This is a genomic window from Novosphingobium resinovorum (genome assembly GCF_001742225.1).
Taxonomy (GTDB): domain Bacteria; phylum Pseudomonadota; class Alphaproteobacteria; order Sphingomonadales; family Sphingomonadaceae; genus Novosphingobium; species Novosphingobium resinovorum_A.
The window spans coordinates 764,905-784,405 of sequence record NZ_CP017076.1; the positions used below are offsets into that span (position 1 = coordinate 764,905).

The following is a 19,501-nucleotide window of genomic DNA, read 5'->3' on the forward strand; positions in this document are numbered from 1 at the left end:
CGCTGCACGAAGGGCCACTTACCGGGAGAGCACCACCCGACGTTCCATGCCAATCTCACGGAGCAAATGGCTCGTCGTGGCTCCCATCAACAGTGCCCTCGCCGGAACCGAGCCGCCTGAAATTTTCAAGAATGGTCGCTTCCTGATCGAGCAACGCGGATTCTTGCCCAGAAGGATTACCGCCCAGTGTAGCCTCATTGTGCCGCTTTGCATCGATGAGTGCGCGTAGATTCGTGAAAGCCTCAAGAGGCTCATCGCCTCGACAGATCATAGGTGTAGAGAGCACCCTGTCTGATACCATCTCAGTTGCATCATCATACGTCCGATTGCAGGAATCGGCATCCAAAGTGCGCGCACTGATGGTGATAACAGGTCATTTTTGCATTTTCGTTCTGGCTAGGTTCAGACGGCCTCCAAGCTGCTTATGACACTTTTTGTATTTATGTTGTAAAATTGCAACTTAACTGCAACATTAAGCAATCATTGGGAAATGTTCTTTGAAAGCGTTGGCGAGCCGGGGCTAGAGGGCTCCCCATGAGCGTAAACACGCGCGCTCTGAGCGGCATCGACCGCACTTCCGGCGAGCTTGGTCACACATCTTGCCGGGGTAAAGGACAAGGAACGTAGACTTGAAGACACCCCCCCAGAAGGCCGTGCTGCGCAGCGCGACTTGCCTGACCGCATTCGCGTTGCTGTGCGGTACTGCTTATGCCCAGGACGCCGCCCCCCAGGCTGCCGACGCAGGCGAAGAGAACACCATCGTCGTCACCGGTTCGATCACCCGTAATCCGGCCGCCGCCACTGCCTCGCCGGTAGTATCGGTCACCGCCGACGATCTGAGCAAGCGCGGCATCACCACGGTATCGGACGCACTGCAGTCGCTGACCGCCAACAATGCGGGCACGATCCCCGCCAGTTGGTCGGCAAACGGTTTCACCACCGGCGCCACCGCCCCTTCGCTTCGCGGCTTCAACAACGCCTACACGCTGACCCTGTTCGACGGCATGCGCACCGCGTACTACCCGCTGGCGGACGACACCCAGCGCAACATCGTCGACATCAACTCGATCCCCAGCAGCTCGGTGCAGAGCATCGACACCCTACTTGACGGCGCCTCGGCGACTTACGGTTCGGACGCGATCGCCGGTGTGGTCAACGTCATCACCAAGCGCCAGGTCCAGGGCCTGCATCTCGACGGTTCGATGGGCATCTCGCAGCGCGGCGACGGCGGCGAGCAGCGCATCAACGCGACCTACGGCTATGGCGACCTGAACGATCAGGGCTTCAACATCTATGCCAGCGCCGAGTACCAGCACAACGACTCGCTGTATCTGCGCGACCGCAGCGGGCCCTGGAGCACTGCCGACCAAAGCAGCATCTGCGGCACCGCCGAACAGGGCTGCCTGACCAACTCGATCCGCAACGGCATCCAGGCCGACGGCAGCTACAATGGCTTCCAGTCGACCACTGTCAACTTCGGCCAGTCCACCCAGACCACGATCGACGCCAATGGCAACTACGTTCCGGTCTACAGCACCGGCGACAAGCCCGCGATCCTCTACAATGGCTCGTATCAGTTGCTCAACGCAGGCGCCGGCTGCGGTGGCCTGACCGCGCAGACGCTGACCCCCGGCCAGCAGGCTTCGACCGCGAACGCGAACAACGGCGTCAACAACGCGCCGTCGGTGGTCTGCCAGCAGGACCTCGTCAACGACTACAGCATGTACACGGCCGCAACGACCCGCAAGGGCGCGTCGCTGCGCGGCACCGTGAAGGTCGGCAGCAATGCCGAGGCGTTCATCGCGCTCAACTACTACAACGTGAAGACCGCCAACGAGAACGTGAACTCGTCTTGGGCGGGCCAGACCGCAGCGGGCGGCACCCAGATCGCCGCGACCAACGTATTCCTGCCGGTCTACGTCTGCCCCACCGGCACCGCGTCGGTCGTTGGCGGCAACCTGCTGGCGACGGGCTGCAACGCCTCGAACGGCACGCTGAACCCGAACAACCCCTACGCCGCGCAGGGCCAGCTCGCTCGTCTGAGCGGCATGCCCGACCAGCCGCGCCGCACCTACACCGACGCCAAGACCTATCGCATCGCGGCGGGCATCAACGGCAGCTTCGGTGACGGCTGGAACTACTCGGTCGGCGCGACGGCTTCGGAAGTCACGCTGGACGTCAAGAACACCGGCTACATCTACCTGCAGGGCCTGGCCAACGCCATCGCCCAGGGCACCTACAACTTCGTTGATCCTTCGGCGAATTCGGCTGAAGCCCGCCAGCAGATTTTCCCCGACCAGAACAAGCGCGCCACCTCCAAGCTGGCGCAGGTCATCGGCACGCTCAGCAAGGACGTGTTCGAACTGCCGGGCGGCATGGTCAACATCGCCGTCGCGGGCCAGTACCGCTACGAGTCGATCAACAACCCCAGCTCGAACGCCCCGGACAACGAAAATCCCTACGCGCGCTACTACGGCATCAATGCCGTGGGCGTGAAGGGCAACCGCGATATCTGGTCGACCTCGTACGAAATCTCCGTGCCGATCGTGGACCAGTTCCGCATGAAGTTCGACGGATCGTATGACCACTACTCGACCGGCCAGAAGAACTTCTCGCCCAAGTTCGAGGCGGAGTTCAAACCCGTCGACCAGCTCAAGCTGCGCGGCACGTTCTCTAAGGGCTTCCGTGCCCCGAACCTGAACGAATCGTTCCAGCTGCCCGCTACCGGCTACCAGAGCTCGCAAATCAACTGCACGCAGGCGCTCTATGCCGCCTTCTGCGACGCTCACAAGAGCAACCCCGCCTATTACGCAGGTACATATTCGCCGGGTTCGACCAATTCGGGCAACCCCGACCTGAAGGCGGAGAAGTCGACCTCGTACACGCTGGGCGCAGTGCTGCAGCCGACCCGCAACATCACGTTCACGCTCGATTACTGGCACACCAAGATCAAGAACCTGATCACCTCGGTCAGCATCGGCGACGCGATCCAGGAATACTACGCCAACAACGGCGTCGTGAACCTGCCGGGCGTCACCGTGCTTCCGGGGCAGGCGGATCCGCAAAACCCGGATGCGCTGCCGCTGCTGGGCCAGGTCGTCAGCTCGTTCAAGAACCAGAACGCGATGATGGGTTCGGGCATCGACTTCTCGGCCGATGCGCGCATCTACCTCAGCGACAAGATCACCTGGCAGAGCAAGGCCAACGCCTCGTATCTGATCCGTCTCCAGCAGGAGAACCAGGAGGCCGACGGCAGCACCACGATTTGGCGCTATGACGGTTCGCTGGGCGGCTGCAACCTGACCTCGTGCTCGGGCGCCCCGCGCTTCCGCGTGACCTGGCAGAATACGCTGGACTTCAACAACAAGGCCAGCCTGACCCTGACAGCAAACTACACCAGCGGCTATTCGTCGACTTCGGCGGATGCCGGCGGCGTCTACAAGAACTGCGCGGAAAGCGGCGATAACGGTCAGCTGCTGACGTACGGCAACGGCGATCCGGTGCAGTGCCACGGCCCGAGCACCTTCGATCTCGACGCACACGGCGAAGTCAAGGTCGCCGACCGCTTCAAGCTGTACTTCGACGTGCTGAACGTTCTTGACGGCAAGCCCAAGTACGATCCGAACGCGGGCTATGGCCTCTACCAGTTCAACCCGGCCTGGCAGGACCGTCTCTTCATGGGCCGTTACCTGCGCGTCGGTGCGAAGGTCGATTTCTAAGTCTTGACGAGGTGACCGTTCCCGCCGCTCCTGAATTCAGGAGCGGCGGGAACGCGAGGCGGGGCCAGGAAGGAGTGTCCCTTGTTCCTGGCCCCGCTTCGCAATCTTTCGAGATTCGGTTCAAAATGTAAGCGCTCTGTACGCTACGAGCGGCTGTAGACCCGTGACGTCGCCCAGGCACCACTTTGCAGACGGAATTACAGTTGTCTCTGCCCGTTGCCCGAGGCAAATATCTGTACTGCGTTCTCCTTAGTAGCATAACAGGCTGCGGAAAAAGGCGCTTGCCTCGAGGTGACATTGCTGATTCCAGGATCGCGAGAAGCGATGTTGAAGGGATCGGGATTAGCGGCGGTGACGAACGGAGCGAGGGGCTGTTCTCGTACGTGAGTTGCGAGCCTCGGGTGCCGGCGAACCATCCCCTTCGCGCGATCCGGGCGATTGTCGATGAAGCGCTCGAGGTGCTGTCTGCGGACTTCGACGGCCTGTATTCTCGTATCGGGAGGCCCTCGATCCCGCCCGAGAAGCTCCTTCGGGCCTTGCTCCTGCAGGCGTTCTATTCGATCCGCTCGGAGCGCCAGTTGATGGAGCAGATGGACTACAACCTACTCTTTCGCTGGTTTGTCGGCCTGGCGATGGATGCTCCGATCTGGGATGTCACGGTCTTCACCAAGAACCGGGAGAGGCTGCTGGCAGGCGACGTTGCCGCCAAGTTCCTTTCGGCCATCATCAGCCAGACGCGCGTACACTCTCTTCTCTCGGACGATCATTTCTCGGTGGACGGCACGTTGATCGAAGCCTGGGCCAGCGTGAAGAGCTTCAGGCCCAAGGATGAAGGCGGCCCCGGGGATGATGATGACGGTGGGGCGGTCGCCAGCCAGGGCGAGCAGGCAGCAACGCCGACCGACCGTAATGCCGGACGCGATTTTCGCGGAGAGAAGCGCAGCAATGCAACCCATGCATCGACCACCGATCCCGATGCCCGGCTGTTCAAGAAGGCGCGTGGCCAGGCTGCGAAGCTGTGCCACATGGCCCATGTCCTCATGGAGAACCGCAACGGCCTCGTTGTCGATACGATCCTGACCCATGCCACCGGCACCGCCGAACGCGAGGCGGCGCTGACCATGCTGGGGCGCATGGACGGGCGCCACCGGATTACCCTGGGCGCGGACAAGAACTATGACACCGCCGCCTTCGTCGCGGCGCTGCGCGAGATGGGCGTCACCCCGCACGTGGCCCAGAACAACACCAACCGGCGTTCTGCCATCGACGGGCGCACGACACGCCATCCCGGCTACGGCCTCTCCCAGAAAATCCGCAAGCGGATCGAGGAAGTGTTCGGATGGGCCAAGACCTGCGGCACCATGCGAAAAACCCGACACCGTGGGCAAGATCGCGTCGGATGGTCCTTCACGCTCACCGCTGCCGCCTACAACCTCATCAGACTGCCGAAACTGCTGGCTGCGGTCTAATCGTGCCGCTCACATCACCAAGACCGCGCCAACACCGCAGGCAACTCCGAATTTCAGCCTCGAATGAGCGAGGTCCTCGCCCCGCACCTTGGAAATCGGCGCGGTGGCGGCCACTGCGCCGCCTTTTTCCGCAGCCTGTTAAAGCAAATGAACTCGCCATGTCCCAACGCCTCAACGGCAAGGTTGCCGTCATCACCTGCGCGACCAGCGGCATCGGCCCCGCCACCGCCAACGTTTTTGTGGCCGAAGGTTGTTCGGCATAACCAGCCGCCATGGCATTGCCCAAGGGCAGAAAGTACGAGCGCTATACTGATAGGTCCCCATTGGGGTCGTCTCATGCGCATAGCGCTCGCAGATTACCTGCATTCCTATATCGGTTGATCAATCTCCAAAACGATAGCGCAGCCGGATGCCGTACATCCGGGGCATTCCCAGAATGATACTCTCCGAGCCGATCGATGCGAAAGACCCGCTGACGAACACCGGATACTTTTCATTGAACGCGTTGGTGACGAACGCCGACGCATCGATCGGGCCTCCCAGCACGTCGTTCCAGTTCAGGTTGAAGTTGACCAATTGGCTCGACGGCAACACGCCCACCGGAGAGTCCGCCAGGGCAATCTGCTTGGCGGTGTAGATATAGGTGCCGCTGATCGATATCCGGCCCAGACTGTCATCCAGCGGCAGGGTGTAGGTCGGCGTGACCGTCAGCTTGTGCTTGGGCGACTGCGGCAGTGGCCCGCCGACGTTGGCGCCGGTCGAGGGCGGGAGATAACCCGGGAAATTCGGCGGGCTGTAGGACTTCAGCTTCGTGTCGAGATAGGCATAGCCCAGAGCGATCGAGAGACCGCTGAAGTTGATGGAGCCATCGACCTCAATGCCCTGGATGCGCGACTTGCCTGCATTGACGATGGCTTGAGCCGGAGAGCTCGTGTTGTTGGGGATGCTTGCGTCGGGAATGAGGTTCGCGGTCAACTGCTGGTTGGAAAAATCGTTGTAAAAGGCCGCGAGGTTCAAATATCCGCTGACCGCTCCGCGGAAGGAGGTCTTCACGCCGATTTCGTAGGCCTCTACCTTTTCGGGACCCCACGAAATGGGGATCGTATTCGATGCGTTCACATTACCCTGGCGATAGCCGCGCGCGTATTTGGCATAGACGAGCATATCGGGCGTCGGCTTGTAATCCAGGTCGATCAGCCAAGTCGGCTTGTTGGATTTTTGCGCGATGTTGGTGAGGCAATTCTCGCCGCTGGGTGCAGGACGACCGGGGTAAGCCGCGCATACGAAGGTCGGCGTGTTGGGTGCGAAGAAGAACGCCTGGCGCGTGCCGCCCTGGCCCGCAACCTTGTCCATCGTGTAGCGCAGTCCCGCCGTTACCGAGAACTGGTCGGTGATCTTGTAAGTGCCCTGGCCGAAGAAGCCCGCGTTGCGATACCGGTAACGCGTCAGGGAGTTCTGAATCAGGCCGGGAATGCCCGCCACGCCGAGCGAATTGATCGGCGTACATTGGTAGGCCGCGATATCGGTGCACGACAGGCTCGACAGCACCGGGACCGAGATGCCGGGCGCGATCGGGATCTGGGTGGTATACGAGATCGGCGAAAGCGAACCCTGGAACGGGTTGAGCGGTCCGCTTTTCTCGTAATAGCCGCCAAGGACGTAGTTCAGCTTGCCATCACTTGTGCGGCCTTGGATCTGCAACTCTTCAGTCGCGGTCCATTGCGAGACGTTGGGGAAGTTGGAATCGGGGTTGAGCCCGACCCATGTGAACGGCAGGCCGGCATAAGGGCTGGGGGCGCCAAATTGCGTCGTCGCCGGGAATGCATAGTCGTCAGAGCCGATGTTGAACGACTGCTTTTGGCGAAATTCCTGATAGCTGGCTATGTTCTTGACGGTGAGTGTATCGTTTACCACCCAGGTCGTTGTGTTGGATACGGCCCACTGATCGATCTTCAGGAACGGGTTTGCCGCGCTCATCGCCACATCCCAGTACCCATCGCCGCGGGCCGCGGCGTCGGTGATCATCTTGCAGCCGAGCGGCGCCAGGAACTGAGCTGTCGACCCGGGCGTGGGCGTGGTCATGTTGCCCAGGCAACCTGCCGCCGTCACCATCTTGCCGGCAACTCCGTTGGTATCGGAATGGCTGAAGCGGGCGAGCGTGTAGCTTTCCAGGTCCGGCGTAAGCTCGGCCAGGATGCCCAGACGCGCTGCCCAGTAATTGACGTCGCCGAAAGCATCCGGTCCCCGGGTGCTCTGGTTTTTGAGGTACCCGTCCCGCTTCTGGCGATCGAAACCCAAACGAACCTTGAAAGTGTCACTCAGCGGTACGTTGACAACGCCTTGCATACGATACATGTCGTAGTTGCCGTAGGACCCCTCGAGATAGCCTTCCAGTACATCTGTGGGACGCTCCGGCACCAGCAGTACCGCGCCGCCCGTGGTATTGCGTCCGAACAGCGTTCCCTGCGGCCCCTTCAGAACCTGGACGTTCTGGAGATCGAAATACTGACCGACGCCAGCGCCGTTGCCGCCCGGCGTTCCGCCTTGCGCACGCGGCCCCACCACGTCCGCGAAGTAGATCGCGACGGACGGTGACGTAAAGGATTCCTGGGTAAATCCACGGATGGCGAAAGTCGCCGTTTCGCTACCGTAACGCGAATTAGCCGAGAGTGACGGAGTATAGGTGGCCAGATCGGCACCCGACACGATGTTCTTGTTGGTCAGCTGTTGCTGGCTGAAGACGGCCATGGAGATGGGAACGTCCTGCAGGCGTTCCTCGGTACGGCGAGCGGTGACGACGATGTCGCCCCCCGCATCCTGTGCCATCGCCGGTACTGCTCCGGCGAGCGTGGTGGTCGCAAACAGAGCCAACTTGACTGATACGCGCCTCATTTATTCTCTCCCGAGCAACGAGGTTTAGCCCTCGTTTGGTTATTGGTTGCAGGTCCGACTTGTTTCGGTCGGATCGCTGCGACAGTTGCTTGACCTGTGATCGCCCGCAAAACCGCCATTCCGGCCCTTTACGAGGTCATTCCAGGTCATTATTCGCGATGCCATTAAGGCCGATTTCTCTTCGTTCGTCTTCCGGCCAGATGAAATCCAAGTGATGGGTTTCTCGCTACCCAGGCCAGAGCACAGCCATTTGAATGGATTCGGGACTGCGTTACAACACAGCGACCCCGATCGATCGCGGAAGCGATGTGACCTGCCCCCCGGCGGTCCCTCGCTCATAACGAGCGTCTTACGGTTGAATATTCCGGCACGCTCGCCTGCACCGGCGTCCGACTGCCCTGGGCCCGCTTGCGGCCGCACCGTCGGCGCACGGACAAGCCTTCTTCCCGATATAGCCGGTAACAGGTTGCGGAAAAAGGCTCTTTCCTTGAACCGCTTGAGGTGATTCAGACGCCTTCAACTGAGGTTGAAGGATTTGAGATGCGGGGCGGCGATTACCGGAGCGAAGGGTTGTTTTCCTACGTGAGCTGCGAAGCTCGGGTTCCGGCTAACCATCCACTTCGGGCGATCCGCGCGATCGTCGACGAAGCTCTCGAGGTGATGTCGGCTGATTTCGATGCGATGTATTCGCGCATTGGCCGGCCATCGATCCCGCCCGAGAAGCTGCTGCGCGCATTGCTCCTGCAGGCTTTCTATACGATCCGCTCGGAGCGCCAGCTCATGGAGCAGATGGATTACAACCTGCTCTTCCGCTGGTTTGTCGGCCTGGCGATGGATGCGCCGATCTGGGATGTCACGGTCTTCACCAAGAACCGCGAGAGGCTACTATCCAGGGACGTTGCCGCCAGGTTCCTGTCCGCCATCATCAACCAGGCCCGCGTGCAGGCTCTTCTGTCCGACGATCATTTCTCGGTGGACGGCACGTTGGTCGAAGCGTGGGCCAGCGTGAAGAGCTTCAGGCCCAAGGATGAAGGCGGCCCCGGGGATGACGATGGCGGTGGTTCAGTCTCCGGCCATGGCGAGCAGAAAACAGCGCCGAGCAATGCCGGACGCGATTTCCGGGGCGAGAAGCGCAGCAATGCGACCCATGCATCAACCACTGATCCCGATGCCCGCTTATTCAAGAAAGCGCGGGGCCAGGCAGCCAAGCTGTGCCATATGGCCCATGTCCTCATGGAGAACCGCAATGGCCTCGTAGTCGATGCGATCCTCACCCACGCGACCGGCACCGCCGAACGCGAGGCCGCACTGACCATGCTGGGCCGGATGGAAGGGCGCCATCGGATCACGCTGGGCGCGGACAAGAACTACGACACCGCCGCCTTCGTCGAGGCATTGCGCGAGATGGACGTCACCCCGCACGTGGCCCAGAATAACACCAATCGCCGTTCTGCCATTGACGGGCGTACGACACGCCATCCCGGCTACGGCCTCTCCCAGAAAATCCGCAAGCGGATCGAGGAAGTGTTCGGATGGGCAAAAACCTGCGGCACCATGCGAAAAACCCGACACCGTGGGCAAGATCGCGTCGGATGGTCCTTCACGCTCACCGCTGCCGCCTACAACCTCGTCAGGCTGCCGAAACTGCTGGGCGCAACCTAGGCCTGCGCCTCATAGCGCCCGAGGCCGGTCAAAAACGACCGGATTCTGGAAGGTTACCTCCCAGAATGACTGACGCCTTGGGCTAGAAAACGGCGAAAGCGAGGCCAATGGCCGGCTCTGCCAACCCTTTTTCCGCAGCCTGTTAGTGATGCCCGTCGAGATCTTGCCCTTCATGCCGGTCGATTTATCGAGGGTGAGATTGATGACACCCGCGATCGCGTCCGAGCCGTACTGAGCCGAAGCGCCGTCGCGAAGGACTTCGACACCGGAAAGCGCCATGCTGGGGATAGCATTGAAGTCGTAGGCGACGTCGCCTCGACCGATACCGTTGCTGGTGCTGAGATCACCTGACGAGTGACGCCGCTTGCCGTTCACCAGTACAAGCAGCTGTCCGGTCGAGAGGCCGCGCAATGTCGGCGGAGTGAGGAATTCGCCCGCCCCGGATGCATTGGGTCGCGGCGTGCTGAAACTGGGAACGGAAGTCTTCAGCATGTCCTGAACTTCCGTCCGCCCTCCGCGGGCCAGTTCATCCACGCTGATGCGATCGATGGGAACGACCGATTCCGCTGCCGATCGGCTGCCGAAACGCGAACCGGTGACGACGATGTCGCTACCTCCGTCCGCACCGGCTTCCTGCGCGAACGCTGCGGTGGCCGGCAGGATGCAGGAAAGCACTGCCAGTCCGGTAGACGCCATGGCGATGTTGCGAAGTTGCCTCATGATCTTCGTTTTCCCTGTTTTATCGATAGACGCGTGAGATCGGTCCGTCACTTGCGGACACAATCCTTGCCGCCGCGACCGGCAGCGATGATCGGATATCTCTGAATGCCTGCCCGGCAGCTACGTCAGGCGCTGCCGCCCTAGCATCGCCCGAGCATCAGTAGCGTTCAAGCGCAGCCACTGCGTTCGCCGGATGGCGCTGGCGGCGTGTTCGATCTCAAATGCATGCTACCCCCTGGTAAAGAATTGCACGCTCCTGCGGACGAACGGCGGACATTCTTGCGATGCCCCGGAGCTTTACCCCTTGTCCGGTTCGTCCCCGCCATCTTGCCCGGCTCCTCCCAAGGGACAAGTGACGGGTTTGAACGAGTCCATGCATGAAACTTATGGGTCTTGCCCTGAGACACATTCTTCATGCGCGGCCGCGACGTCAGCGCGCCTTCAGGCCCGAGAGATAAGCGACAATGGCCTTGCGATCGTCCGGCACGGGTACGCTGGTGAACATTCGCGTTCCCGGCACCATCTTCGAAGGGCCTGACAACCAGCTGTCGAGCGTACGCGCATCCCAGCGGACATTGACCTTCTTGAGCGCGGGTGAATAGGGATAGGCGCCCGTACCGGCATTACGGCCGACGATGCCGGACAGGTTCGGCCCCGCCCCGGACTTCTTGCCGGCTTCGGTGCTGTGACACGCAGCGCAGCGCTGCTTGAACAGGACGGCACCTTCGTCGGCGGAGACCGCCGTGGATCCCAGGCCTATCAGGAAGACGAATGAGGTCGCCGCAAGGCGAAGAAGCGTCATGGATATGCTCCGATACTGTGGTGACAATAGGCGGGGACGCGCAAGCGTCAGTCGAAGGCGCGACGCTCCTGATGGATCGCGGCGACCAGACGGTCGAGTTCGGCCGTGGTATTGAACAACGCCGGCGTCACGCGCAGCCCGGCGCCCGATGCCAGCCCCGCCTTGGCGACCACGAGCAGCTTGTGCTTCTCTACGAACAAGGCCTGCGCCGCCTTAGCCTTCGCGGGGCTGTCCATGCCGGGGAGCCTGAAAGCGCTGATGGCCCCGTAATTGCCTGGCTCATCCGGCAGCATCAGCTGCAGGCCGGGCACGTCCCGCACGCGCGTGACCCAGTAGTCCCGCAAAGCCTTGAGATGCGAGAACTTCTGCTCGATGCCCATGGCAGCCTGAACCTCCAGCGCGGCCGGGATCGTCAGGCGCGCCGCAAAATCGACAGTGCCGCTGGGAATGCGCGAACGAATCTCGTCCGCCGAATATATCCGGTTGCCCAGCCACGGCTCGATGTCGCCGAGGCGCGACTTGCGGATGTAGATGCCACCCGTACCAAGCGGCGCCGCAACCCACTTGTGAAGCGAGAAGCCGATAAAGTCAGCGCCGGTATCGGCGACGTTGAACGGCATCTGACCGACCGCCTGCGCGCTGTCCAGTATCACGTCGATCCCGCGTGCCTTGGCCATCGCGACGATTTCCTTGACCGGCGGGATCAACCCGTTGCGGTTAGACACGTGGGTGACGAGCAGCAGCTTCGCGCGCGGCGTTTCCTTCAGCACTTTCTCGTAGGCAGCCAGGATATTCGCCCGAGTATGCGGTTCCGGCAGCGAAAATCGCACGACCCGCGCACCCCGGCTCTTCTCGAGATAATCCATTGCGTATTGCATCTCGTCGTAGTCGGCATCGCAGTAGATCACCGCATCGCCGGCCTTGAGCAGCGCATAATTGGTAATCAGGGCATAGAGCCCTTCGGTGCCGCCCCCGCTGAGCGCCACTTCCTCCAGCGACGCGCCGATCAGGTCGGCGACGGCCTGTCGGGACTTGTCGAGTTCCTGGTCGCGGGGCATGTCGGGAACGCCGCTGCGCAGGAAGGTGGAATTATAGCGGTTAACCCATGCGACCTTGTCGAGATAGGCCGCGTGCACAGACTTCGTCATCGCACCATAGTAGGCCGCGTCGAAGTTCACGATCGACCTGTCGATATCATAAAGCGCGGCAAGGCGCTGCTGGGTCTGCGCAAAGGAAAGTCCGCCCCCCAGCAGACTGCCACGCACACCTGCCTGAGCCGGCGTCGCCAGAGCATGTCCGGCCAGCAGCGTGCCCGCGGACACCGCCCCGGCACCGGCAAGGAACTGCCGTCGATTAGTCATGTCTTGTCACTCCGAAACGTTGGATCTGGATGAGGCGCCCGCTCAGGCGCGAATTTCGATGACGGCGTCGATCTCGACGGCGTAATTCAGCGGCAGCCGGTAGACGCCGACCGCCGAACGCGAATGGCGGCCGTGCTCTCCGAAAACCTCGACCATGAGATTCGAGGCACCGTTGATGACTGCCGGCACTGCGAAGAACGATGGCCCGGCCTGTACGTAGCCGCCCAGGCGCAGCACTTGCGTGACACGGTCGAGATCGCCGCCGCACGCCGCGCGAAATTGTGCGATGAGGTTGATCGCGCACAACCGCGCCCCCCCGGTGGCCTGCTCGGACGTCACGTCCTCGCCGACAATGCCTTTCACCTCGTGCGCGGCATCCCTGGACAACTGCCCGGAGACATGGACGATCCGGCCGGAGCGCGTGTACGGGACGTAATTGGCCACGGGCGCCGATGGCTCGGGCAAGGCAATGCCGAGCTGGGCAAGCCTGTTCGCGATGCGAAGCATGAGGTCTCCTTAAAAGGGTATCTTGTCCAGGAACGCCCGCGTGCGCGGGTGCCGGGGATCGGTGAAGAAGGTTTCGCCGTCCGCGATCTCGACGATCTGGCCTTTGTCCATGAAGACCACGCGGTCGGCCACTTCGCGGGCGAACGCCATCTCGTGCGTGACGCAAACCATCGTCATGCCGCCACGGGCAAGGGCCTTCATGATGTCGAGCACTTCCTTGACCATCTCGGCGTCGAGTGCGGAGGTGGGCTCGTCGAACAGCATCAATGCAGGATCCATGCACAGCGCGCGCGCGATCGCCGCGCGCTGCTGCTGGCCGCCGGAAAGCCGCGCGGGAAACTTGTCCGCCTGATCCGCGATGCGCACGCGTTTCAGCATGGTGTATGCGATCTCGCGCGCGTGCTGTTCGGACAGACCCCGAACCCGAACCGGGGCGAGCGTGCAATTCTGAAGCACGGTCAGGTGCGGAAACAGATTGAAGTCCTGAAACACCATGCCCACACGTGCCCGAATGGCGCGCAGGGCCAGCGGATCGTCGGACAAGGCCTGCCCGGCGACGAGGATTTCCCCGGCCTGATGCTGTTCCAGCCCGTTGACGCAGCGGATCAGCGTGGACTTGCCGGACCCTGACGGGCCACAGATCACCACCCGCTCGCCCGCCTTCACATGCAGCGTGACATTGCGCAGGGCATGAAAATCGCCGTACCATTTATGCACGCCGACAAGGGACAGCGCCGTCATCGTCGGCCCTCCTCAAGCGTCTCCTCAAGGTGCAGCGAATACCGCGCTACCCCGTAACAGATCACGAAATAGACCAGCGCCACCATCAGGTACGTTTCGGCGTAAGGCATCGGCCAGGCGGGATCGTTGAGCACCACCCTGCCCGCGCTGACGAGATCGAAAAGCCCGACCACCATGACGAGGCTGGTATTCTTGATGACCACAATGATCGTGCTGGTCAGCGGCGGCAGTACCTTGCGGACGGCCTGCGGCAGGATCACGACACACAGCACGTCGCGGGAGCGAAGGCCCAGCGCCTGCGCCGATTCCCATTGCCCGCGCGCCACTCCCTGTAGGCCACCGCGCAAGACCTCGCAGAAGTAGGCCGCACTGACGAGCGTGAACACCCCCAGCGCCCGTGTGAGATTCTCCAGCCGGATCGTCTCGGGCAGCAGCAGCGGCGCCAGGAACGAGGCGGCAAACAGCAATGTCACCACCGGCACGCCGCGCAGCACTTCGACCAGCCCGCCAGCAACATAACGGATCAGGGGCAAAGCACTGCGTCGCGCCAAAGCCAGCGCCAGACCCAGCGGAAAGCCAAACGCCAGCGAGAGCACCGTCATCAGCAGTGTCACCGGAAGCCCGCCCCACGACGCCGCCGGGACGGGTGGCAGGCCCGCTATTCCGCCGGCCATCAGCGCGACGGCGAGTACCAGCCCCACCCCCCAGGCCGCCAGCGTCGACCGGTTCCAGTGAGCGCGAGGCATCGTCCACAAGGTCAGCGCCGCCAGCATCGCAACGACGGCGATCGGCCGCCACATCTGCGCCTCGGGGTAAATGCCGAAAAGGATGAACGGCGCCTTGTGACGCAGGAAAACCCAGCAGGCCCCCGCATCGCGGCATGCCTCGCCATCGCCCTGCCATACGCCATGCGCGAAAGCCCAAGCCATCAGGTGCGGTAGTCCCCGCTCGATCGCCGCCACGAATACCAGCGTGGCGAGCAAGTTCGCGCCGCCGCCGAAAAGCGTCGAAAAGCCGCCGGCGGTTTTGCGGCCGGATGGGGGAGCCAGCGCCGGCTCGGGAATAGTCTGCACGAAGTTCAACGCGCCCACCTCGCACTGCGTCGCTCCAGCGTTCCCATCCCCAGCGAGATCGTCGCCGCCAGCGTCAGATAGACAAGCGCGACCAGCCCCACGCATTCCAGCGCATGACCGGTATGGTTCATCGTCGTATTCGCGATGGAGTTCAGGTCGGGATATCCCACGACAAGGGCCAGCGTCGAATTCTTGAGGATGGCGGCAAACTGGTTCGTCATCGGCGGCACCATCACCCGAAGGGCCTGAGGCACAATGACAAGGCGCAGGCTCTGGCGGTCGCCAAGACCCATGGCGCGGCAGGCATCCCATTGCCCGCAAGGCACCGCCGCGATGCCGGCACGGATGATCTCGGCGGCAAAGCCGCTCGCATAAAGCACGCTGCCGAAGGCAACCGCCGCAAATTCCGGCGTAATGCTCAGCCCGCCGACGAAATTGTAGTGATCCAGGTGCGGCACGTCGGGCGCGACGCCGAGGCCGAGCGACAGCCACAGAACACCCGCGGATATCACGGTCGCCAGCGTCACCACGCTCGCCAGATGCAGGCGGCCCCGCCATGCTAGCACGGCTACCGTCAGCAGCCCGCCGACGACTACCAGTAAAAGCGGCAGCGCCGTGCCGGTGATACCGAAGGAGGTGACGTAGAGACCGCGATCGTTGAGGAAAATGCCGGGAACCGCCTGAAGCGCGCGGCCCGGCTCGGGCAGCGTCACCGTGAGAACACCGTACCAGAACAGCAACTGCACGACGAGCGGCGTATTGCGCACGGCATCGATGAAGACGCGCGCGCTTCCGCTCGCCAAAAGATGCTCGGAGCGTCGGGCCAGGGCGAGCGGAATGCCCAGCAAGGTCGAGAAGACAATCACGACGAGCGCCAGCAGCACCGTGTTGCCCAGCCCGACGACGAGCGCGCGCGCGAAAGTGTCCGAAGGCGAATAGGCGAGTATCGTTTCGGAGATCGGAAAACGCGCCGTGCTCCCGAGGAAACCGAAATCGAGCACCATGCCGCGGACCGACAGGTTATGTGCCGCTACGGCCAGCAAGCTCGCCCCAAGCGCAAGCACGAGGACCGCGAACAGCGCCTGCGGCAGCCACCAGCGCACCAGGTCCCGAGAAGCGATCTTCCTGTCCATCAGTAGAATCCGATAGGCAGCATCAGCCCGCCGTCGCGGCGCAGCCGGTTGGGACCTCGCGGGATGTTCAGCCCGGTGCCTGCGCCGAGGTTGGCATCGTAGACTTCCGCGTAGTTGCCGACCTGCCGCACGATCTGATAGGCGAAATCGTCGCGCAGGCCGAGCGCGCGCCCGTTGCCCGGCTCCACGCCCAAAAAGCGCCGGATCACCGGATCGCGCGAACCGCGCATGCCCTCGACGTTGGCGCGGTTGATCCCCAGGTGCTCGGCCACGATCATCGCCTCGATCGAGAACTTTACAATGTCGAACCACTGGTCGTCGCCATGCCGCACGGCCGGGGTCAGCGGAGCGATATCGTCGCTGGCGGGAATGATGGCGAAACGATGCTTTGGCTTCATCGCCCTCAGCGCGATCAGCGCAGACTGGTCGGTCGCCAGCGCATCGCAGCGGCCTGCCAGGAACGCCTGCCGCGTGCTCTGCACATTGTCGAAGATCACCGGATGCATCGTGACATGAGTACGCCGCGCGACATCTGCGAAGACGATCTCGGTCAGCGACCCGGTCTGCACGCATACTGTGGCACCATCGAGGTCGCGCAGCGTCCTGGCGCCACTGTCGGCACCAATCATGAACGCGGTGTAGTCGTAATAATTGGGTATCGTGAAATTGATGCCGCCCGCGTCGCGCTGCAGAGTCCATGTAGTGGTGCGGGGAAGCACGTCGATCTCGCCGGTGAGCAGCGCGGTGATCCGTTGCTGGCCGGTCAGCGGCACGAAGCGCGCCTTGTCCCGGCTGCCGAGCGCAGCCACTGCGATCGCCCGGCAGGTATCGACATCCAGCCCCCGCCAGCGGCCGTGCGAATCGGGAGCGCTGAAGCCGGTGGTGTCCTTGCCCGCGCCGCACCGCACATATCCGCGCGCGCGAACTTCGGCGAGCGTGGGCCCACCCGCGGCCGGTGCTGTCGGGCCTTCGGAGCAGGCCCCCAGCAGCACACTGCCGGCCACCAGGCACGCAAGGGAGAGGAATGCGCGGGCAACGGTCATGGCGCTGCCGTGGTGCTAGCTGCCCCCAGACGGTCGAGCAGTCCAAGGAGATCGGCGAGAAGATCGTCCGGATCCTCCAGGCCGATGCTGATGCGCAGCAGGCGCCCTTCGGGATTGCCGCCGAGCCGTCCGCGCACCGTCATCGGCGCAACGAGACTGCGCGTCCCCCCCCAGGATGCACCGATCACGAATATCCGCATCGCGGCCAGCGCGTCGTCCAGCAGGGCGTCCAGTTCCGGCTGCAGGAGAAGGCTGAATACACCGCTGGCGCCCGTCATGTCGCGCTTCCAGAAAGCGTGGCCAGGACAATCGGGAAGCGCCGGATGCAGCACTCTCGATACGGCGGGATGAGAGCACAATGCCCCGGCAATGCCGGTCGAAACCTTGCCTATATGGGCCATGCGCACGCCCAGCGTCTCGATACCGCGCAATACGAGAGCACAATCATCGGGCGATACTCCGATCCCCAAGACCTTGGCCACCGCCCGCAGACGGACGTGCCAGTCCCGGTCGCGCACCGTCACGCTCCCGAGCAGGACATCGGAATGGCCGGCCGCGTACTTCGTCAGAGCTTCGACCGAGAAATCCATCCCGGCCGCAAGCGGCTTGAACAGCAGCGGGGTCGCCCAGGTATTATCGCAGCCTGTCAGTATGCCCCGCCGCCGCGCAACGGAAACTATAGTGGGCAAGTCCTCCACTTCCATGGTCGCGGAGCCGGGGGACTCAGTCCAGATCAAGCGAACGCTGTCGTCGATGAAATCTTCTATCCCGCTGCCCGCGAGCGGAGGATAGATCCGGTGCCTTATGCCCTGCGCCGCCAACACATCGGCGCACAAGGCGCGTACCGGCGGGTAGACGGTGTCCGGGATCAGCACGGTGTCGCCAGGCTTGAGCACGCTCAGGAACAGCAGCGCGATGGCCGCCTGCCCCGATGGCAACAGGATCGAGCGCGCGCCCTGCTCAAGCGCAGCGATCTGCGCTTCCAGCACGCGCGTGGTCGGCGTCCCGTCAAGTCCGTACGCGTAGCCGTCAGGCTCGCGCAGACGGCGCTGGGCATAGGCGTCGGCGTTCGGAAACACGATGGTCGATGCACGATGGGTTGGCACCGCAAGGCTGGAAAAGCCTGCCCGGTCCACCTGCGGGCGATGAACGAGTTGCGTCAGATCCTTCATCGGTGTCCTCTTGCGTGAAAGCCACCATGCAGGGTCAGGACAGCGACCTCAATTGGCGACTTGTTCGCGGTCCATAAACCTTCGTTATGGGCTAGCTCCTTTCCATGAGGGAAGGTGCGCGTGGCCGCCTCATCGAGAAAAGCCCCCGACGCCGGGCCGCATAACATCCAGACATGGCGCCGTTCCCGACCATCGATTGTATTGAACCGCGTGGCCGGCTCGTTGCGCAGGCAAAGCGAGTGGCCGGATCTGCCCACATGGGGAATGGCGCTGCGCTTGGAAGGATCGGTGGCCGCGCGCTGGCATGGTTCAGCGTGACAAGCCTGCTCTCGCTGGCGATCGATCATTTCATGGACATGGGGCGCCCGGCCACCAATGTCCTGGGCGACACCATCGCCACTTGCGTCGTCTCTCATTGGGAAGACAGGCGCCGCATGCGCGAAGAGGTCCTGTCCGCGCATGCATAACACCTGCGCATGGATCGAGAAGCGCTAATGAATTGTGCGCCGCGCGACCGACCGTAACATCCCTGCACGAATACAAGCATCGGAGCAGCATCCATGAATTCGCTTAAAGCCGGCCTGTTCGCCTTCGCCGCCGCGTCCCTGACCATTTCAGCAACCGCGTCGGCGCATCCGGGCCATGCCGATGCAGAACTGCCCGATTCCTATGCGATCTCGACCCCGCAGATCGCTTTCTACAACACGCCCAACCGCAAGCATGTGCTCATCAACAAGGGCGACCCCGTCACCCTGGGCAAAGTCGCCGTCGATCTCAAGACGGCGTCCAACGTGCTCGTTCAGTTCACCAGCGGCCTTGCGACCGTGACCCCCGAAGGCTGCCCTTGCTCGGTCCGCGTATCGATCCAGTTCGACGGGCAGGATCCGATCGTCATCAAGCGTGTCAACCTGGGCACAGCCAAAACCATGATCGGCGACAAGTACCAAGTCGATCGGCAGTCCGCCGACGGTTCATTCGTACTGCCGCTTCCGGCAGGGCATCATGAAATCTCGCTGGTCGTCCAGCGCATCGAAGGCGACAGCGAAGTGTTGCATGCGTTCTACCCGAACATGCAGGCGCTCGTTTTCCCGGCCGCTCCTCATAAGCACTGAGGCGAACAACCCTCACCTGACGCCCAGCCCGGACGATCCCGGGCTGGGCTTTTTGTCGGCACTTGCGTTTCGTTAAAGAGAGATGACTTTACCTT

General features: G+C 62.6%; 15 protein-coding genes and 2 pseudogenes. 6 read left to right on the forward strand and 11 right to left on the reverse strand.

What is annotated here, in order from left to right; translation table 11 throughout:
* The first annotated feature begins 629 nt into the window (after positions 1-629).
* From BES08_RS20950 to BES08_RS20960, 3 genes and pseudogenes are all read left to right on the forward strand, one after another.
* Positions 630-3,719, forward strand: coding sequence for a TonB-dependent receptor domain-containing protein (locus tag BES08_RS20950; protein WP_036527976.1), 3,090 nt, complete (start codon positions 630-632; stop codon positions 3,717-3,719).
* 341 nt (positions 3,720-4,060) lie between these two features.
* Positions 4,061-5,188, forward strand: a complete 1,128-nt coding sequence (locus BES08_RS20955) for an IS5 family transposase (RefSeq protein ID WP_036528019.1) — start codon at positions 4,061-4,063, stop codon at positions 5,186-5,188.
* 158 nt (positions 5,189-5,346) lie between these two features.
* A pseudogene (locus BES08_RS20960) lies at positions 5,347-5,439 on the forward strand (short-chain dehydrogenase); the annotation flags it as partial.
* A gap of 130 nt (positions 5,440-5,569) precedes the next feature.
* On the opposite strand, the gene BES08_RS20965 reads toward BES08_RS20960, so the two are convergent.
* The gene (locus BES08_RS20965) at positions 5,570-8,080 is read right to left on the reverse strand and encodes a TonB-dependent receptor (RefSeq protein ID WP_036527979.1); all 2,511 of its coding nucleotides are present in this window, start codon (positions 8,078-8,080) and stop codon (positions 5,570-5,572) included.
* 338 nt (positions 8,081-8,418) lie between these two features.
* Positions 8,419-8,541 (reverse strand): annotated as a pseudogene (locus BES08_RS34750) (IS3 family transposase); the annotation flags it as partial.
* 79 nt (positions 8,542-8,620) lie between these two features.
* Between BES08_RS34750 and BES08_RS20970 the strand changes: the two are divergent.
* A complete protein-coding gene (locus BES08_RS20970) occupies positions 8,621-9,742 on the forward strand; it encodes an IS5 family transposase (protein ID WP_036531299.1) in 1,122 nt (373 codons plus the stop codon).
* A gap of 9 nt (positions 9,743-9,751) precedes the next feature.
* Here BES08_RS20970 and BES08_RS20975 read toward each other — a convergent pair whose 3' ends face one another.
* The 9 genes from BES08_RS20975 to BES08_RS21015 form a co-directional block, all read right to left on the reverse strand.
* Positions 9,752-10,462 carry a TonB-dependent receptor plug domain-containing protein gene (locus tag BES08_RS20975; protein ID WP_069709420.1) on the reverse strand — a complete coding sequence of 237 codons (711 nt, stop codon included), beginning with the start codon at positions 10,460-10,462 and terminating at the stop codon, positions 9,752-9,754.
* A gap of 430 nt (positions 10,463-10,892) precedes the next feature.
* A complete protein-coding gene (locus BES08_RS20980; RefSeq protein WP_008830612.1) occupies positions 10,893-11,264 on the reverse strand; it encodes a c-type cytochrome in 372 nt (123 codons plus the stop codon).
* Positions 11,265-11,311: 47 nt separating this feature from the next.
* Positions 11,312-12,625 carry an aminotransferase class V-fold PLP-dependent enzyme gene (locus tag BES08_RS20985; protein WP_036528881.1) on the reverse strand — a complete coding sequence of 438 codons (1,314 nt, stop codon included), beginning with the start codon at positions 12,623-12,625 and terminating at the stop codon, positions 11,312-11,314.
* 42 nt (positions 12,626-12,667) lie between these two features.
* Positions 12,668-13,132, reverse strand: coding sequence for a RidA family protein (locus BES08_RS20990; protein ID WP_008830614.1), 465 nt, complete (start codon positions 13,130-13,132; stop codon positions 12,668-12,670).
* Between the two features lie 9 nt (positions 13,133-13,141).
* Entirely contained in the window at positions 13,142-13,873 is a 732-nt protein-coding gene (locus tag BES08_RS20995; protein WP_036528878.1) for an amino acid ABC transporter ATP-binding protein, read from the reverse strand.
* Entirely contained in the window at positions 13,870-14,964 is a 1,095-nt protein-coding gene (locus BES08_RS21000; RefSeq protein WP_231958312.1) for an amino acid ABC transporter permease, read from the reverse strand. Before BES08_RS21000 ends, BES08_RS20995 begins: the two co-directional genes overlap by 4 nt.
* Positions 14,952-16,079, reverse strand: coding sequence for an ABC transporter permease subunit (locus tag BES08_RS21005; RefSeq protein ID WP_036528876.1), 1,128 nt, complete (start codon positions 16,077-16,079; stop codon positions 14,952-14,954). Before BES08_RS21005 ends, BES08_RS21000 begins: the two co-directional genes overlap by 13 nt.
* Positions 16,079-17,122 (reverse strand): amino acid ABC transporter substrate-binding protein, encoded by a 1,044-nt coding sequence (locus BES08_RS21010; protein WP_069709421.1) that lies wholly within the window; start codon positions 17,120-17,122, stop codon positions 16,079-16,081. Before BES08_RS21010 ends, BES08_RS21005 begins: the two co-directional genes overlap by 1 nt.
* Entirely contained in the window at positions 17,119-18,294 is a 1,176-nt protein-coding gene (locus tag BES08_RS21015; protein WP_036528870.1) for a trans-sulfuration enzyme family protein, read from the reverse strand. Before BES08_RS21015 ends, BES08_RS21010 begins: the two co-directional genes overlap by 4 nt.
* Positions 18,295-18,533: 239 nt before the next feature.
* Here BES08_RS21015 and BES08_RS34510 point away from each other — a divergent pair, with 239 nt between their 5' ends.
* Positions 18,534-18,761: a hypothetical protein gene (locus tag BES08_RS34510; protein ID WP_155986425.1), complete on the forward strand. Its 228-nt coding sequence runs from the start codon at positions 18,534-18,536 to the stop codon at positions 18,759-18,761.
* A gap of 93 nt (positions 18,762-18,854) precedes the next feature.
* The gene (locus tag BES08_RS21025) at positions 18,855-19,406 is read left to right on the forward strand and encodes a hypothetical protein (protein ID WP_008832317.1); all 552 of its coding nucleotides are present in this window, start codon (positions 18,855-18,857) and stop codon (positions 19,404-19,406) included.
* Positions 19,407-19,501 lie beyond the last annotated feature (95 nt).

Coding starts and splice junctions, on each gene's coding strand:
- BES08_RS20965 (WP_036527979.1), bottom strand. CDS start 8,080: ATGAGGCGCGTATCAGTCAAGTTGGCTCTGTTTGCGACCACCACGCTC.
- BES08_RS20970 (WP_036531299.1), top strand. CDS start 8,621: ATGCGGGGCGGCGATTACCGGAGCGAAGGGTTGTTTTCCTACGTGAGC.
- BES08_RS20975 (WP_069709420.1), bottom strand. CDS start 10,462: ATGAGGCAACTTCGCAACATCGCCATGGCGTCTACCGGACTGGCAGTG.
- BES08_RS20980 (WP_008830612.1), bottom strand. CDS start 11,264: ATGACGCTTCTTCGCCTTGCGGCGACCTCATTCGTCTTCCTGATAGGC.
- BES08_RS20985 (WP_036528881.1), bottom strand. CDS start 12,625: ATGACTAATCGACGGCAGTTCCTTGCCGGTGCCGGGGCGGTGTCCGCG.
- BES08_RS20990 (WP_008830614.1), bottom strand. CDS start 13,132: ATGCTTCGCATCGCGAACAGGCTTGCCCAGCTCGGCATTGCCTTGCCC.
- BES08_RS20995 (WP_036528878.1), bottom strand. CDS start 13,873: ATGACGGCGCTGTCCCTTGTCGGCGTGCATAAATGGTACGGCGATTTT.
- BES08_RS21005 (WP_036528876.1), bottom strand. CDS start 16,079: ATGGACAGGAAGATCGCTTCTCGGGACCTGGTGCGCTGGTGGCTGCCG.
- BES08_RS21010 (WP_069709421.1), bottom strand. CDS start 17,122: ATGACCGTTGCCCGCGCATTCCTCTCCCTTGCGTGCCTGGTGGCCGGC.
- BES08_RS21015 (WP_036528870.1), bottom strand. CDS start 18,294: ATGAAGGATCTGACGCAACTCGTTCATCGCCCGCAGGTGGACCGGGCA.
- BES08_RS21025 (WP_008832317.1), top strand. CDS start 18,855: ATGAATTCGCTTAAAGCCGGCCTGTTCGCCTTCGCCGCCGCGTCCCTG.